The following is a 16,185-nucleotide window of genomic DNA, read 5'->3' on the forward strand; positions in this document are numbered from 1 at the left end:
GGGCGCCCTTCGCCATGGTCGCGGCCAGCACAAACATCGGACTCACTCATCTAGGTGGTACAGCTCGGGCACGGAGACCTTGATCGGCTCCTGGGTGGTCCGGGCGATCACCACGACCGCGGGCTCGTCCGGGTCGGGGTTCTCCTCCCGGTGCGGGACGAACGGGGGGACGAGGAAGAAGTCACCGGGCCCGGCGGCGATCCGCACCTCCTGGGTGCCGTCGTGGTAGACGAAGACGGGGTGGCCGCTGACCACGTAGACGCCCGCCTCCGAGTCGCCGTGGTGGTGGTTGTCCGTCGCGCTCAGCGGCGGGTTCTCCACCAGGCCCATCCAGAGCTTCTCGGAGCCGACCGTGCCGCCGCTGATCGCCGCGTAGCCGTCCAGCTCACCGGCCCGGACGTGGTGGACGCGGTTGTTCCGCGGCGCCGTGCCGCCGGCGCCCGGTGTGCTCCCGCCGCTTTCCTGCCTGGTCATCGTGGTGCCTCCGGTTCCTCTTTCGCCTTGGTGACCGCAGACTGCGCCAGGCCGCCGTCCGGCGGCAACTCCCTTTGCTGTTACAGCAATCCGGAAGGCGGCCTTCCGCACGACGGGCGGGAGCAGAGCGGGCGGGAGCAGGGGCGCCCGCCCGCCACCTGGGGACTCCGCCGTACCGGGCGGGCCGGGCAGCAGCGAGCGCTGCCCGGCCGGCAGCGCCACCAGCCGCGGCCGCCCCACCGCGGCCCGCTCGGAGAAGCGGCCGGGGCGGGCGCGCGCCCTACTGCCCCACCCGGCCGTCGATGCGTTCGCGCAGCAGGTCGGCGTGGCCGCAGTGGCGGGCGTACTCCTCGACGCGGTGGATCCACAGCTCCCGGACGGAGCTGCCGTGCCGTCCCACCCGTGCGCCGGGATCCGGATGGGCGGCCAGCGCCGCGTCGGTCGCGGCCTGTTCGCGGACGAGGTCGGCGAAGGCGCCCTCGACCAGCGCCTGGTCCGCGGCGGCCCCGTCGAAGTCGCCGTCCGGCTTGCCGTACAGCGCCGGTGCCGGGTCGCCCGGCACGATCCAGTTGCGCCAGTCCCGCTCCACCTCGGCGAGGTGGCGGACCAGTCCCAGCAGGGACATGGTCGAGGGCGGTACCGACCGGCGCGCCAGCTGCTCCGCGTCCAGCCCCTCGCACTTCATCCGCAGGGTCAGCCGGTAGTCCGCCAAGTAGTCCTGCAACGTGGCCAGTTCGCCGTCCGGACTGGGGCCGCCGCTGTTACGGGGATCCTCGTCGGGATCGGCCCACATATCGGGGTAGACGTGCGCCCCACTCCACCGCTCGGGTATGTCGTTCATCGTCCGCATCATGGTGAACGACGGTCCGGCGGGCAAGGGCTTTTCGTGCGGCGCGCCCGGTGGCGCCACCCGGGACGCGGAGCGCCGGGCACCGGACGCCGGGTCACTCGTTCGGCTGAACGGCGGGGGCGCCGGGGGAGAAGTGGGCGCCGGGCTGCGTAGAGGGGGCGAGGACGCAGCCCGCGTCCCTGCCCGACAGAGGGAGAACCCCTACATGATCCAGCCCCCGGAATGGACCGGATACCTCCCGGCCGCCGTGAGCGCACTGCACGCGCTGGGCGTCCTGCTGCGCCGCTGCCGGGGCCGCTTCCCCGCCGAAGGGCCCCCGCGGGCCCCCGCGGCGGACGGTCCGCTGGGGCGCGGGCGCGGGCGCGGGTGCCGGTGCGCCGCCGGCCGGCGGGAGGTGCGGGTGGCCACCGGGGGGCCGGCGGGGGTGCCGGTGCACGTCGTGGTGACCGTCACCGCCCTCCCGGGCGGTCCGGCGGGTGAGGAGCGGGGTCCGTGGTAAGGGACGGCCTGCCCGGGGAGGCGGCGGTCCTCGGCGGGGAGGTGGCGCAGCGGCTGCTGGACTGCTACCCGGACTTCATGGCCCGCCAGCCGCTCGCGCTGCGGCGGCAGTTCCCCTCCCTGTCGCTGGCCGCGTGCCAGGACCCGGCGCAGGAGGCGTTCCTCCGGGTGGGGTCGAAGGCCGCGGACGGCGGGCTGGCACCGGAGACGAACGTCATGGCGTACCTGGGGCGGACGGCCCGCAATCTGGCGGTCGACCGCTTTCGGTCGGAGCGGGGGAATCGACTGACGTCGCTGGTCAGTGGCGCTTTTGACGCAGTGCCCGAGCGGCGGGAACCGACTGGGGAGGATCGGGTGCTGGAGGACTTGGTGCGGCCGGCGATCAAGGAACTGCCGGCGAGCCTGCGGCGGAAGGTGGTGGACCTCCAGAGTCAGGGACTGGACGACGCGGAGATCGCGGCCGCGCTCGGCATCCCCGCGCGCCGTCTGCACAATCTGCGGAACAAAGCCGTCGCACAGCTGAGGAGCATGCTCGCCGGGCATATTCGGGACGGGCACCGCAAGCAGCAGCACGGGGTGAGGGACAGGTGAGGGATGTGAGCAGGTACGACGGCCACGGCGGCGGGACGGGGCGCCCGGAGCCGGTGGTCCCGGCCGGGCTCGCGGCGTTGCTGGCCCGGCTCGACGGTCCGCCTGACTTCTGGGACCGGCCGTGCGGCGACTTCGGCCCGCTGACCGCTGCCTACGTGCTGACGGCCGAGGCCCGGCAGGACGCCAACTCCTGGTACCGGCTGGGCTCCAGGGCGCTGGCGCGCGAGGAGTTGGCCGCCGCGGCGGACTGGCTGGGCGCGGCGGCCGAGGCGGGCCACCCCGGGGCGCTGTTCCGGATGGCCGCGCTCGCCGCGCGCGCCGGCGGGCCGGGCGCCGAGCACGTGCGGTTCCTGGTGGCGGAGGCCGCACGGCACGGCCACGGCGATGCCCGTGCGCTGCTGGCGAGTGCGGCGGGGGGCGATGCCGGGCTCGGCTCCCCGGTGATCGAGGACCCGCAGTTCATCGACGAAGTCCGCCGGGGCCTGGCGCCGCCCCCGGCACCACCGGCAGCGGCGCCCCGCGGGACCGCCGACCGGGACGGCGAGGTGCGGCACCCTGCCGCGACGCCCCCGGACGGCCCAAAGCCGCCGGCGGCCGGTCGGCTCGTTCCGGTGCCGGCACCGCGGCTCGGGAAGGTGCCCGGACCGGGGCACCCGGACGGCCGCTGGCCGCGGACCGGACACCCCGCGGCCTCCTGGCCCCCCGGCGTACGCCCCCAGGACGCCGGCAGCCCCGCGGCACCCTCCGGTGACGGTCTGCTGCTGCCGCTGCCCGCCGGGCAGCCGGGGCCCGTGGTCGCCGCCCCCGCGGACGCCTGCGGGCCCGAGCCGTGGTGGTCGCCCAATGCGCTCCGGCCGGCCGTCCTCACCGAGATGGCCCGCAAGACACTGACCTACGCGGACACCCCACAGCAGTGGAAGGCCGCGGCCCGGGCGCTCGACATCCTCTACCTCGTCGACGCGGCCGAGGGCGGCGTCACCACCCGTTCCCTGGCCCGCCGCAGCGGCCTGGCCCCGGGACCGGTGGCCTGGTTGCTCCACTGGCTGCGGGGGCAGCAGCTGATCTCCACGGTCGCCGGCGCCCACTTCCCCGGCCCGCTGATGGAGTTGACCCGCCGTCCCGAACAGCGGGCCCAACTGCTCCGGCAGACCCTGACCGGGCTCCGCGACCACCTCGGCGCGGCCGTCTACGTCAGCGACTACTCCGACGGTGACGTCACCGTCCTGCACACCGCCCACGGCCCCCTGGCGCCCGCGGTGCGGGAGTGGGTCGCCTTCCGCGACGCGGCCCACGCCAGCGCGGTCGGCAAGAGCCTGCTGGCCCAACTCGACTTCGACGGCCGTATGAGCCACCTGGCCCGCTACCGCCCCATCAAGCTCACCAGCCGCACCATCACCAATCCCCGCGCGCTCTTCGACGCGCTGGACGGACACGGCCCGTACGCCGCCCAGTTCGACCTGCTGGAGTACTCCGACCACGAGGTGTGCGCCGCGTTCCCGCTGGGCATCCCGGGCCAGGCCCGCTCCGTGGCGCTGTCCCTGCCCACCGGCCGGCGGCACCGACTGCTGCCGGCCGCACGCGCGCTCAGCGAACGCTCCGCGGGGCTGCTGATGGCCCTGATGCTGACCGGCGAAACCACCACCCGTCGCCCGCCGCCCCCGGCAACCCCGGCAGCGGCCCCGGACGGGACCGGCCCCGCCCCGGCGCCGGAAACCGGCCCGGCCCCGCCCCGGGTACCGGCGACCCAGCGGTGACCCGCGCCTCCGTCCCGCACCGCGGGACGGAGGCCACCGGACCGCCCGTTCGTCAACCGGCAGGAATCGCCAGCCAGTTGGTGCGTCCGGCAGCGCGGCACCCGGAGCGAGGGGCCCGCGCGCCGGTCGGCAAGGCACCCGAAGCGGGTGGTCCGCACGGGCGGCGCGGCGCCCGGGCCGACCGCCCACCGCCCGGCCACCGGGCGGGCCGTGCCGTTGCCGGGCGGCTTCGCTGTTCGGCCGTACCGGGGTGGTGGGGCGGGGCGGGGGCGTTCATGGTGAAGCTGACCGCTCGCCCGGGCCAGGGCCGCGTCGCGGGGCCGCCGAGGCGCGGCGGGCCGGGGCGGAGCGGCGGAGGTCCCGTGCCGACTGCTGGAGGTTGACCGTGTCATTCACCGAGAGCGAGCTGCTGACGGCCGGCAACGACCGGCTGGAGGAGGTGTTCCGCGCCGGCCCGGCCGGTGAGGTGCCCCGTGGGCCGATGGAGGGCACCGCGATCCTGGGCGCCGGTACCGGCCTGGTGCGGCCGGTCGCGGCGCTGATCCGGCTGGCTGCCTGGCGGGGCAAGGTGTTCAGCCCCGAGGGCGGCTATCTGAGCAACCGGCTCGGGCCGTTCGACGTGCTGGCGGTGGTGGCCCGGGTGGCTCCCGGCCCGAGCCTGCTGGACGAGCGGGAGTGCATCGTCATCGACTACTCGCGCACCTCGCTGGTCGCCCGCGGCGTACGCGACGAGATCCGCCAGGTGGGCCCGGGCCTGTACCTGGGCGTGATCTGGCTGTTCGGGACCCGGATCGGGTGGTTCACCCTGCGCACGCCGGAGACCGACCCCGGTGCGCGCCGGGAACGGGAGCAGCCGGCCGGCTGAGCTGGGCCGTCCGGGGGCGGCGCGGTCCCGGACGGCCCAGCAGCCTTTGCGCTGGTCCGGGCGGGTTGGTGGGGTGGAGCCGAGAGGCGCGGCACCCGTCCGCTCCGGCGGTGACGGCCGGTCCCGGCGGCACCGCCGCGCCCCGGTGCACCCCCCGTGAAGCCCCAGTGAAGCCGCCGCCTCAGTGCAGCCCCCGCCTCAGTGAAAGGCCCTTCCGCCATGACCAGGTCCGGCATAGCCCGCCCCGCAGTCCGCTCCTCCCGGCGCCGCCGGCCCTGGCGGGCCGGTCCGGTGCCGGCGGTCTGCGCCACCGTCGCCGCCGCGTCGGCGGCCCTCGCCCTGACGTCGGCCGCCGCCCCCTCGGGCGCGGCGCCGGGCGCCCCCTCGGACGGGGCGGTGCACGGCGTGATCACCGGCGTGGGGCAGCCGCTGCGCGGGGCGCAGGTGCGGTTGTGGGTGGGCTCGCGCGAGGGCAGCAGGGAACTGGGCCGGGCCCGCACCGACGCGTCCGGGTCCTTCCGCATCCGGTACGCCCCGCCCGCCCGCGGAGTGCTGTACGTGGAGGCCACGAGCGGGCGCCGGATGCGCCTGCGGGCGGTGGTCGGGAGCGGGTCCGGCGGCGCCGTCCGGCCGTGGACCCTGAACCAGGTGCGGGTCAACGAACTCACCACCGTGGCGGCCACGTACGCCCTGGCCCAGTTCGACGGCGGCCGCGAAGTGGCCGGGCCCGCCCCCGGGCTGGAGAACGCCGCGGCGACCTCCCGCAACCTCGCCGACCCGGCGACGGGCACGGCCGGCCCGAAGGTCACCGACGCCGCCAACGGCGCCCGCAACGAGACCCTGGCCACGCTCGGGACCCTGGCCGACCTCGTCTCCGTGTGCGCCGCGGACGGCCCGCACTGCGAGCGGCTGCTGCGCCTGGCCACCCCGCCCGGCGGCGCCACCCCGGCGGACACGGTGCAGGCCCTGCTGGCCCTGGCCCACCACCCGACCCTGTCGCCCTCCGGCCTGTACGCCCTGTCCCGGACCGCCGGCCACCACTCCCCCGCGCTCACCGCGCCCCCCGAAGCCTGGTTGCTGGCCCTGCGCTACACCGACACCGACCTGTACGCCCCCGGTCGCATCGCCTTCGACGCCCGCGGCAACGCCTGGGCGACCGACAACTGGCTGCCGGGCACCCGCGCGCCCAGCCGCTACGTCAGCGTCCTGGACCCCACCGGCCGCCCCGTCTTCGGCAGTCCCCTCAGCGGCGGCGGCATGCACGGCGGGGCCTGGGGCCTGGCCATCGACCACGGCGGTGCGGTGTGGGCGCCCAGCTACGGCGGCAACGCCATGGCGAAGTACTCGGCCACCGGCACGCCACTCTCGCCCCCGTCCGGGTGGAAGAACGGCGGACTGGTCCGCCCGCAGGGGGTCGCCGTCGACCAGCGCGGCAACCTGTGGATCGCCAACTCCTTCGGTCTGAAGGGGAAACCGGGCCTGGGCAGCGTCGTGGTCTACCCCCACGGCGATCCCGCCGGGGCGTTCACCCTCACCAGCAGCGGCCTCAACCACCCCTTCGGCCTCCAGATCGACGGCCGCGGCCGGGCGTGGGTCACCAACAGCCACATGGACTTCGGGCAGCTCCTGGATTCCCGCAAGGCCGGCCGGCTCGGCGAGATCGGCGGCAGCGTCACCGTCTTCGGGCCGGACTTCAAGCGCCAGGCCACCCTCAAGGTGCCTTCGCTGCAAGGGCCGTTGGCGCTCGCCCTGGACTCGCACGGCAATGCCTGGATCCCCAGCTTCTTCAACAGCACCGTCACCGAACTGCGCCCCGACGGCTCGGTGGCCGGCGTCCACCAGCTCCCGAAGACCGTCTTCCCCTGGTCGATCGCGGTCGACGGGTCCGACCGGATCTGGGTCGCCGGCTTCGGCAACGCCTCGGTCTCCCTGCTGTGCGGGGAGAACACCGCCGCCTGCCCGCCCGGCACCACCACCGGCACCGTCCTCTCCCCCGACCGCGGCTTCCGCCACAAGGCGATCCAGCACCTGACCGCGGTGCAGATCGACCCCTCGGGCAATGTCTGGCTGGCCAACAACTGGTCCAAGCTCCTGCCCCCCACCGGCGGCGTGGGCCTGGTCCAACTCGTCGGCGCGGCCACCCCGGTGTGCACCCCCCTGACGCCGCTGCCGGTACGTCCCGCAGCCGCCCCCGGCCAGCTGTGCCCCCAGCAGCCCCCCACCGATCCGGCGCCGGACCGGGCCCCCCGCGCCGCGCAGCCCGGCGACCACCTCGTCCGCCCCGGCGACACCCTCAGCGCCATCGCCGCCGCCCACGGCACCACCTGGGACCGCCTCTACCGCACCAACGCGCACGCCATCGGCACCGACCCCGACCGGATCCGCCCCGGGCAGCACCTCCTCCTCCCCTGAGCCGGCGCCCCGGACCCGCCCGGGTAGCGTGCGGCGGCACGGAAGAGGTGCAGATCGTCGCGGATGCGCCGGTACGCCCCGGACCCACGTGGCTCGAACGGGCGGCCACCTCGACGCGCCAGCGGTGCCCGGGCCCCAGCGGGCAGCGGCGTTCGAGGAGTTCCCGGCCCGCCAGCCGCCGATCGGCGAGCCGTGACGGGGACGGGCTCCGGCCGGGCCGGGGCCCGGTGCGGCCCGCCACGGCTCGCGTCGGCTACGACGCGCTCGCGCCCTCCGCCGCCGGCCCGGTGGGGTGCTGGGGCGCCGGGTGAGGTCCGGGGGGCGGGAGGGGGTGGACGGCGTGGGCGGGGAGCCTCGTCTCCAGGCGGATCATGGCCAGGGCCGAGCAGCCGACGCCCGCCGCGAGGACCAACCACAGGGCGGTCGGGGACAGTTCGAGCAGGGCCGTGAGCACCGCGGGGGCGAGGGCGGTCGGGACGGACCAGGAGAGCTGGTAGACGGCGAGGTGGCGGCCGCGGGTCGGTTCCGGGGCGGCGCTGGCCGCCAGCGCGGACGCGGCCGCGCCGTGCAGGAGCTCCCCGAGGGTGAACAGGACGGTCGCGGTGAACACCCCGATGAGGAGCGTGCCGCCTTCCGGTACCGCGCCGAGGGCGGCGAAGCCCAGGAACGACAGGGAGAACACCGCGCCGCCGAGCGCCGCCGAGCGGGTCCGGCGCCGGCGGGCGAGCACCCGGGTGACCGGAACCTGGAGGGCCGCTATGCCCACGGTGTTGACGGCGTACAGCACGCCCGCCAGCGAGTCGGGAGCGCCCAGCTTCTGGGTGAGGTAGACCGGCAGGCTCACCGACAGCACGGTGTAGCCGAATGCCGTCGGGACGTTCACGGCCGTCAGCGTGAGGAACGGGCGGTTGCGGAAGACGGTGCGGAAGCCGCCGTGGGCGCGGGCGCGGCCGGCCGTCCGGGACACCGGGATCGTCCGGATCAGCACACCGGCGACGAGGAACGCGCCCCCGGCCGCCAGGACCACCGCCTGGTAGGCGGCGTCGCTGCCCGCCCCGAGGGCGGTGCCGACGATCAGGCCGCCGATCCCCAACCCGGCGTTTCGCAGGCTGCGTTGGGCCGCGATGAGCCGGTCGCGGCCCGCTCCCCCGGTGATCTCGGCGACGAACGCCTGCATCGCCGGGGGGAACGAGGCGTCGCCGAGCGCGACGAGCGTCACGGCCAGGAACATCGGGGCCTGGTGGTGGACCAGGGGGTAGACGGCGAAGCCGACGGCCCGCACCCCGTACACCCCGACGAGGACGGAGCGCGCGCCGTAGCGGTCGACGAGCAGCCCCGCGAGGGGGGAGCCGACCAGGCCGAGGACGGCCGCGGTGCTGATGATGACGCCCACCCGGGTGACCGGCAGGCCGGTGGTGTGGTGGAAGAAGAGCAGGGAGACCGGCAGGTACATACCGCTGCCGACGGTGTCGACCACCATGCCGAGCATGTAGCGCACCTGGGTGGGGCGGTCGAGGCGCTCGGTGAGGGTCACGCGTCCGCTCCCCTACGGGTCCTGGGTGTGCGCGGTGTCATGCGGTGGCCCCCGTGGCGTGTCCGGCGCCCTCGGCCCCGGCCGGCTCGGCCGTGACGGCGATCTCGGCGACCTCGGCGAGGTGGCTGGTCCCGTCGTCGGCGGTGATGCGCACGGCGAGGCAGTCCCGGGCGATCTCGGCGGCCCGGTGGAGGGCGTCGGTGGTGTCGCGGCCGGTGACGGCGATCAGGCCGAGCCGGTCCCAGTTGTCCCGCGGGGCGCGGACCGGGTCGCCGGGCCGGGCCGTGAGCGAGACGGCCAGGACGCCGTCCCTGGCCCGGGCCGCGTCGAGACCGCCGACGGATTCGACCCGGCCCGGAACGCCGACCAGGAAGCGGGTGCCGGCCCCGGCGTGTGCCGGGGGATGGTCCGGCAGTTCGGGGACCAGGCCGAACGGCCAGCCGAGGGCATAGCTGGTCAGGTCGATGCCGTAGGCGCCGCGGACCAGGTCGGGGATGGCGTCGCCGCCGATCCGGTTGTGGCTCTCGATCACCGCGGGCCCGCGGCTGCCGAGCCTGATCTCGGTGTGGCACACCCCGTCCGCGATGCCGATCAGGTCCAGGAACCGGCTGGTGGCTGCGCGTATCTCCGCCGCCACGGCCTCGTCCAGCCGGGCCGGCACGGCATGGCCCAGTTCGGTGAAGGTGTCCGGGTCGACGAACTTCTCGGTGAGCGCGACGATGACGTGGCGGCCGTGGAAGCTGAAGGACTCGACGCTGAACTCGGGGCCGTCCAGATACTCCTCCATCAGGAAGTCCTCGATGGGGAACGGCATGGATCCGCGGTCCGTGCGGGTGCCGCGCAGGCGCTCGACCGCGGCCCAGACGCGTGCGGTGTCCGCCGGGCCGTCGACCCGGAACACCCCGAAGCTGGCGGTGGCGTCGAGGGGTTTGACAATGAAGGGGTAGCCGTGGCGGCGGCCGAAGGAGTCGAGGTCGTCGCGCCCGGTGAGCGGTGCGGCCCCGACGGCGGACGGGTCGTGGGCGGCCAGGTGGCGGCGCATGGCCCACTTGTCGCGGAACCGGCGGGCCACCGCGTGGCCGGTGCCGCCCAGTCCCAGCAGGTCGTTGACGCGGCCGGCCGCTTCCAGGCCGGCTTCGGTCAGCGACATCGCGACGGCGAAGCCCGGTTCCCGGTACAGGGTGCTGACGAGGGGGGCCAGCAGGGACCAGTCCGTGTAGTCCAGGATGTGGACGGCGTCGGCCAGCGCACGCTGCGCTTCGGTGATCTTGGTGGGGTGCTGCAACAGCAGGACGTGCAGGCCGAGTCGGCGGGCCTTGTGCACCATCTCGTCGTTGGCACCGACGAGTAAGACGGTGGTGTCGGGGTTCATCGCACGGTCCTTTCGGAGGGGTCCGCCACGGGCGTCAACGGGATGCCGAGGGTCTTCTCCACCTCGGCCATCAGCCCGGCGCAGGTGCGCTCGGCGGTCCCGGCGTCCTCGGCGACGACCCGGACCACTCCGTAGGTGTCGAAGTTGCCGTCCATCCGGCGCAGCCGGTCCCCCGGCCGCACCGAGGTCCAGCCGGAGTGGATGCGGGGCCGGAGCGCTTCGAACCAGTCGTCCGGCAGGTCGGTGCGCACGGTGCAGTCCCGGGCCGCGGTGAGGAAGGAGTGCGAGGCGCCGGCGATCGGGGGGAACGGTGCGGCGGGCGCCGGCCGGCCGACGTGCAGGTCGACCAGGACCTCGAAGAGGTTGCGGCCGGTGGCCGCGGTGACGAGGTCGGGGATGGCGCCGCCCGACACCCGGGGGTTCACCTCGATCAGCCGGGGGCCGTGCGCGGTGCCGATGACCTCCACGTGGAAGAGGCCGACGCCGAGACCGAGGGCCCGGCAGACCCGGACCGCGTAGTCGCCGACCTCGTGTTCCTGCGCGGCGGGCAGGCCGCAGGGTACGGTCGAGCCCAGCTCCAGGACGGGGTTGTCGCGGCCGGTCTTGCGGCGCACCACGACCAGCGGGGTGAACGTCCGCCCGTCGGAGGCGACTTCGACGGAGTACAGCGGGCCGACCGCGACCTCTTCGACGATGAAGCGGCCGTCGAGTTCGGCGGCCACTTCGGGGTCGACGGTGCGGGCGGCGTCCTCGGCGGCGGCGAAGAGCGCCTGGATGTCGGCCGCGGAGCGGGCGAGGGCGGTGCTGACCTTGCCGACGCCGGTCGCGGGCTTGACGATCACCGGGTATCCGAGGCGTTCGGCCGCGGCGAGCACCTCGTCCCGGCCCCGGCCCACCGCGTGCGCGAGGTTGGGCAGGCCCGCCGCGTCCAGGAGCGCGCGGCAGCGGGCCTTGTCCTTGGCGGCCAGCACGGCGTCCGGGTCGCAGCCCGGTACGCCGAGGGCCCGGGCCAGCCGGGCGGTGGGCACGATGCTGAAGTGCAGGGCGGTGAGGACGCCATCGATCCCGGCCGGGTCGGTGCCCGCCGCCCGCAGCGCGTCGAGCACGGTGGCCGGGTCCCGCAGGTCTGCCAACTCCACTACGTGATCCGCCAGTTCGCGGGCCCTGGCGCGCTGGGCGTCGGTGAGGAAGAAGTCGTGGCGCGGGGAGTGGAGCAGGACGGTGCGGTGCCCCGCTCTTCCGGCGTACTCCAGTGCCTGAAGCCCGGGACCGGTCGTTCCGACGAAGACCAGTTTGCTCAACGTGTGCTCCTCAGCATCGCTGCCACCGGTCGGCGGCCTCATATGTCCGCCGTTTCGACAGTTGGCCGAGTATATGGCTCCCGCGGCGGGCGTATTGGTTGGTCGGATTGACGCTGTTGTCGTCGTACGGGTAGGGGTCCATGCCCATGACGAAGACGGCGCCGGCACCGTCGCCGGCGGCGAGCAGGCGCCCCCGGTCGTCGGTCCGCACCAGGCCGCGCGCGGTCGTGCACCGGACGGGCCGGCCGTCGCGGGTGAGGGCGGGCAGGTTGCTGCCGTAGCCGGTCGACTGGACGATGGTGCCGGCCCGTTCGAAGTAGCGCGCCCGCTCGCTCGCGCCGGGCGCCACCACCAGCCGCACGCCCGGTACGCGGCCGGCCGCGACCGCGTGGAACAGTGCCTTGGAGGTGTTGCGCAGGCCGGAGTAGCGGTGGACGTTGCCGGTCTCCGGGCAGATGTCGCGGTCCGGGTCGGGGACGGCTTCGGCGGGGGTGTGGGCCACGGCGCGGTAGGCGGCCCGGTCCGGGTAGTGGATCTTGACGGGGGAACGGGTCACCAGCACGATCCCGGGCCCGTCGGGCGGGCGGCGGGCGAGCATCCGGTTCAGTACCGAGAACGCGCTGTGCGACGCACCGGCCAGGCACACCGAGCCGGGCCGGCTGCCCAGTTCGGCGCACCGCTCGCGGGCCCCGGGCGCGACCAGGGCCCGGGACAGCAGCACCTTGTCCCGCCAGGGCCGCAGCTCCGGACTGGGCCGCTCGCGGATACCGGTGGCCAGGACCACGGTCGCCGCGTGCAGCGACCGCCCCGCCCGGGTCCGCACCCGGACGGGGCCGCCGGTGCGCAGCGCCACCTCCACCACCTCGTCGCCGAGGAACAGCCGGTCCGGCGGGACCATGGCGCCGATCGCCCGGCCCGCGCGGCCCAGTGCCTGGGCCAGCAGCCCCAGGTGGAACGGGCCGCGGACGGTGCGCAGCCGGCGGACCGGTTCCTCGGCCAGCAGCGGGCCGAACGGCCCGTCGGGGGCGATCCAGCCGAAGAAGTCGCTGCCGTTGGAGTTCGATTCGATGTCGTAGTGGCGGAACGAGCCGACGCCGAGCTGTTCCGCCGCGTCGACGATGCCGAGGTCGTAGCGGAACAGCGCGGGGGCCGCGGTCAGCAGACCGGTGGCCCGCAGGCCGCAGCCGATCACCAGGACGTCCAGGAGCGGACCGGCGTCGGCCGCGGCCTGCGGGGCGGGGGAGCTCACGCCGTGGGTCGCAACGCGTTCCAGGCCCGGTCGCACACGGCCAGCGCGGCGTCGAGCCGCCGCAGCACCCCGAGGGCGATCTCGGGCAGCAGGTCGGGGCGGGTGCGGGCGAGCGGGACCACGACGTGGTCGAGCCACCCCTGGGCGTGTTCCACGTCGACCGTGACGTGTTCGCGCAGGTAGTGCATCTCCGGGTCGGTCAGGCCGAGCCGGCGCCAGCCGTCGATCTGGCGGTCGATGCGGCCGGGGACGACGAGTTCGGTGGCCAGCAGCATGCCGACCGCCTGCGGGGCCAGCCGGCGGTCGGCGGCGGTCTGGAAGTAGAGGTTGGCCAGGCGGAGTTCCTCCAGCCAGTAGCCGTCCACGTCCGTGAGGTAGCCGTCCAGGGGGACGCCGACGCGTTCCATCATCGCCAGGCGCAGCCGGCGGTGGGTGACGTCGGTCCTGCCCCGGCCCATCTCGTCCCAGAAGTTGCCGGCCAGTTCGCTCTTCAGCTCGCCGTGCACACCGGGCAGCAGCAGCGCGACCAGGTCGCCGAAGTGGATGTCGAACGGCGTTTCCTGCGAGAGGAAGCTGCGCAGCTGGTCGAAGGTCGCGTCGTTGGCGAGGAAGTCGAAGAGCGGGTGGGTGACGCCGGACGCGTGGCCCTCGCAGGTCTTGGTGGCCCAGGCGGCGAACTCCTCCGCGGTGACCGGCACCGCCAGGTCCGCGCCGAGCGCGGCACGGTCCCGCGCCAGCCACGCGTCCTGCGCCGTGCGGTGCGCGGCGAGCAGCACCGGGTGCCCGTAGTCGCGCCAGTGCTCGGACCAGGGGGGCAGCAGGCGGTGCGCGTTGACCTCGTAGAGGAAGCGGTGCAGTTCCAGTTCGGCGGCCGGGTCGCCGTCGTGGAAGGCCCGCACCACCGCCTCGTGGACGCGCCGCTCCAACTCGTTCAGCGCGGAGGAGGCGGGGTCGCCGCCCAAGGACTGGACGAAGGAACTGAGGCTGGTCTCCAGCAGGACGTCGGTCACTTCTGTCTCCCCGTTGACGGTGCGGACTTGCGGACCCAGTCGATGACCGCGTCCTCGGTGAAAAAGGCGTCGTCGAGCGCCTGGCGGTAGGCGCTGATGGTGTCGAGCAGCCTGGTCCTGGCGCGCTCGCTGCGGTCCTGCCACTCGGCGGCCAGCTTGTCGTAGAGCTGGTCGGCGGCCTCCGGCGTCGCCTCGATGCCGGCGTCGGCCAGCTCCGCGGCGTGCTCCCGGATGATGCGCAGCAGTCCGTCGCGGCCGCTGCGCACGCCGAACATCCGGATCTCCCGCGAGCCGACGTCGGCGGGATCGAGGTTGTCGAAGATCCGCGGTGCGCGGTTGAGCAGTTCGGTGCGGATGCCGCTCTGCACGGCGTGGGTGACCACACCGGTGACGGCCTGCGCCGGGCCCTCCAGCAGTCCGTGGGTCTGCTCCACGAGCCGGCTCAGGCCGTACAGGTCCTGGGTGCGGAAGCCGGGGAGCCGGATGTCGTGGAGCTGGCGCAGGGCCATGACGACCTCGGCCAACGCCGGGTGCCCGGCCCGGTTGGCGAACCCGCCGACCGACACGTCGGCGCCGCACAGTCCCACGCTCAGCCCGACGACCGCGTTGGCGGTCGCCATGCCGAAGTCGTCGTGGAAGTGCCCGTAGAAGCGGGTGCCGGGGAAGTCGGCGACCAGTCCGCCGAGGAATTCCCGCGCCTGCTGCGGGGTGCAGGTGCCCGCGGTGTCGATCAGGCGGACCTCGTCCAGGCCGCTGTCGCGGGCGATCCGCAGGACGTTGCGGACGTGTCCGGGTTCGGCGCGGAACGCGTCGATCAGTCCGGCGATGAAGCCGCCCAGTCCCCCTACGGGCCGCAGCCCGCCGAGTTGTTCGCGATACCAGACGAGGTTGGCCGCCTTGCGTTCCGCGTCGGTGTGCGCCTCCCAGGCCGCACGGTCGAAGGGGAGCCCGCTGGTGTCCTGCTCCCGGATCGTCGGATAGAGGTGCTCGATCTGCTGGTCGGACACCGCGTGGATGGCGAGGACCCAGACCCGGCCCAGGTCCCGGTCGAGGGCGCGGAGCGCCTTGAGCGTCTGCTCCATCCGCGGGCCGAGGTGGGAGATGACGACGAAGCGCGTCGCCGGGGGGAGGGCGCCGGTCGCCTGCTCGTCGAGCAGGGCGTTGAGCAGCTCGATGTTGTGGGGCACGTCGGGGAACATCCCGACCACGAGGGTGCGTATGCCGGCCGCGGTGATGGCGGTGGCCAGGCGGCACTTGGCTTCGATCGAAGCGGCGATCGGGGCGCGTTCGGAACCTTCCCGGAGGGTCTCGTCGAATAAGTCGATCGAGGGGTGAAAGGTGCTTGAGCTGGTACAGTCTGCCATTTGTGCTCACTTCGTGAAGAACGAACAAAGGCATGGATCTCGAACCAACCTGCAAAGAGCGCTGAGATCCTCCCAACACCCCAATCTCCGGGCAAGTCTTCACGTTGTGTGATGTAGGTCACCAGATCCACTCTTGCCGGCATACGGCTCCTTCACGGCCGCGGGCCCGCCGGTGGGGGGCCGGCGCACCAGGCGGGCCGGCCCTCTGCCGGGCCCTCAGCGGGCCAGGACGTGCGCCGGATCGGGGTGCGAGAAGTCGACTTCCTTCCTCCGCGCCACCTTGCTCCCGGTCCGCCCCAGACCACCACCCGGCCGCGGTGCCGCCGGCCCCTCCGCACCTGCTCGACCGAGTCGCACAGCACGTGGTCGGCCGCCTCCAGCGCGTCCGGCGCGGCCCCCAAGTGCCTGCTCCATGACGCCCCTCCTCGCAGAATGTGCTGTCGCGTCGCGTCACGGCTCCAGATCGGCCACTCCCCTGCCGCTCACGACGTCGAACGGCACGGAAGCCTGGTCGTGCACGATCAGCCATACGCCGTCGGTCTTCCGGAAGCAGAACGTGCCCCGGACCCACATTCCGCCGGTCTCCGCCCCGTCCCGCAACGTGCCGCTGAGCCGTGCGAAGCAGTGCGCGAACGCCACCTCACCGCCCACCGTGACGGTCAGCTCGCGGACCTCGTACCGCACCTGTGCGAAGAACGTGAACGCCTTCGCCCAGTTCCTCAACTTCGCCTCCACCCCTACGTGTTGCAGAGGCGGCTCGACGTCGAAGGAGATGACGTCCACCGCATAGACCCGCTCCAGTCCGGCGAGATCCTTCGCCCGGATCCCGTCGACGATCCGGTCGATCTGCTGCCGGATCCCGGCTTCCTCAACCTCGTACCGCTCGAGCACGGCGACCCTTCCTTCTTCTT

14 protein-coding genes are annotated in these 16,185 nt (G+C 74.4%); 5 read left to right on the forward strand and 9 right to left on the reverse strand.

All coding sequences use genetic code 11. From position 1 onward, the window contains the following. Positions 1-42: 42 nt before the first annotated feature. Both MUU72_RS30475 and MUU72_RS30480 read right to left on the reverse strand, forming a co-directional pair. Positions 43-474, reverse strand: a complete 432-nt coding sequence (locus MUU72_RS30475) for a cupin domain-containing protein (protein ID WP_248016658.1) — start codon at positions 472-474, stop codon at positions 43-45. 280 nt (positions 475-754) lie between these two features. Then, the gene (locus tag MUU72_RS30480; protein ID WP_248016659.1) at positions 755-1,315 is read right to left on the reverse strand and encodes a DinB family protein; all 561 of its coding nucleotides are present in this window, start codon (positions 1,313-1,315) and stop codon (positions 755-757) included. A gap of 214 nt (positions 1,316-1,529) precedes the next feature. On the opposite strand from MUU72_RS30480, the gene MUU72_RS30485 reads away from it, so the two are divergent. The 5 genes from MUU72_RS30485 to MUU72_RS35750 all read left to right on the forward strand — a co-directional run bounded on the left by MUU72_RS30485 (position 1,530) and on the right by MUU72_RS35750 (position 7,444). Continuing rightward, complete coding sequence (locus MUU72_RS30485) at positions 1,530-1,823, forward strand: hypothetical protein (protein WP_248016660.1); 294 nt, start codon at positions 1,530-1,532, stop codon at positions 1,821-1,823. After that, entirely contained in the window at positions 1,817-2,413 is a 597-nt protein-coding gene (locus tag MUU72_RS30490) for an RNA polymerase sigma factor (protein WP_248016661.1), read from the forward strand. Before MUU72_RS30485 ends, MUU72_RS30490 begins: the two co-directional genes overlap by 7 nt. A 5-nt stretch (positions 2,414-2,418) precedes the next feature. Beyond that, a complete protein-coding gene (locus tag MUU72_RS35745) occupies positions 2,419-4,167 on the forward strand; it encodes an IclR family transcriptional regulator domain-containing protein (protein ID WP_248016662.1) in 1,749 nt (582 codons plus the stop codon). Between the two features lie 385 nt (positions 4,168-4,552). After that, on the forward strand, positions 4,553-5,032 hold the full coding sequence (locus MUU72_RS30500) for a hypothetical protein (RefSeq protein WP_248016663.1): 480 nt from the start codon (positions 4,553-4,555) through the stop codon (positions 5,030-5,032). A gap of 219 nt (positions 5,033-5,251) precedes the next feature. Beyond that, complete coding sequence (locus MUU72_RS35750) at positions 5,252-7,444, forward strand: LysM peptidoglycan-binding domain-containing protein (protein WP_308403897.1); 2,193 nt, start codon at positions 5,252-5,254, stop codon at positions 7,442-7,444. A gap of 253 nt (positions 7,445-7,697) precedes the next feature. On the opposite strand, the gene MUU72_RS30510 is transcribed toward MUU72_RS35750, so the two are convergent. From MUU72_RS30510 to MUU72_RS30540, 7 genes are all read right to left on the reverse strand, one after another. After that, the gene (locus MUU72_RS30510) at positions 7,698-8,978 is read right to left on the reverse strand and encodes an MFS transporter (protein ID WP_248016664.1); all 1,281 of its coding nucleotides are present in this window, start codon (positions 8,976-8,978) and stop codon (positions 7,698-7,700) included. Positions 8,979-9,015: 37 nt separating this feature from the next. Further along, a complete protein-coding gene (locus MUU72_RS30515) occupies positions 9,016-10,350 on the reverse strand; it encodes an ATP-grasp domain-containing protein (protein ID WP_248016665.1) in 1,335 nt (444 codons plus the stop codon). After that, positions 10,347-11,651: an ATP-grasp domain-containing protein gene (locus MUU72_RS30520; protein ID WP_248016666.1), complete on the reverse strand. Its 1,305-nt coding sequence runs from the start codon at positions 11,649-11,651 to the stop codon at positions 10,347-10,349. The genes MUU72_RS30515 and MUU72_RS30520 overlap by 4 nt, the downstream gene beginning before the upstream one ends. 10 nt (positions 11,652-11,661) lie before the next feature. Beyond that, positions 11,662-12,900 carry a hypothetical protein gene (locus MUU72_RS30525; RefSeq protein ID WP_248016667.1) on the reverse strand — a complete coding sequence of 413 codons (1,239 nt, stop codon included), beginning with the start codon at positions 12,898-12,900 and terminating at the stop codon, positions 11,662-11,664. Further along, positions 12,897-13,910 carry an iron-containing redox enzyme family protein gene (locus MUU72_RS30530; protein ID WP_248016668.1) on the reverse strand — a complete coding sequence of 338 codons (1,014 nt, stop codon included), beginning with the start codon at positions 13,908-13,910 and terminating at the stop codon, positions 12,897-12,899. Before MUU72_RS30530 ends, MUU72_RS30525 begins: the two co-directional genes overlap by 4 nt. Then, a complete protein-coding gene (locus tag MUU72_RS30535) occupies positions 13,907-15,274 on the reverse strand; it encodes a hydroxymethylglutaryl-CoA lyase-like TIM-barrel protein (RefSeq protein WP_248016669.1) in 1,368 nt (455 codons plus the stop codon). The genes MUU72_RS30530 and MUU72_RS30535 overlap by 4 nt, the downstream gene beginning before the upstream one ends. A 450-nt stretch (positions 15,275-15,724) precedes the next feature. Next, on the reverse strand, positions 15,725-16,165 hold the full coding sequence (locus tag MUU72_RS30540; protein WP_248016670.1) for a YybH family protein: 441 nt from the start codon (positions 16,163-16,165) through the stop codon (positions 15,725-15,727). Positions 16,166-16,185: the final 20 nt, after the last annotated feature.

It is taken from the genome of Streptomyces rhizoryzae (assembly GCF_023155275.1).
Lineage (GTDB): Bacteria > Actinomycetota > Actinomycetes > Streptomycetales > Streptomycetaceae > Streptomyces > Streptomyces rhizoryzae.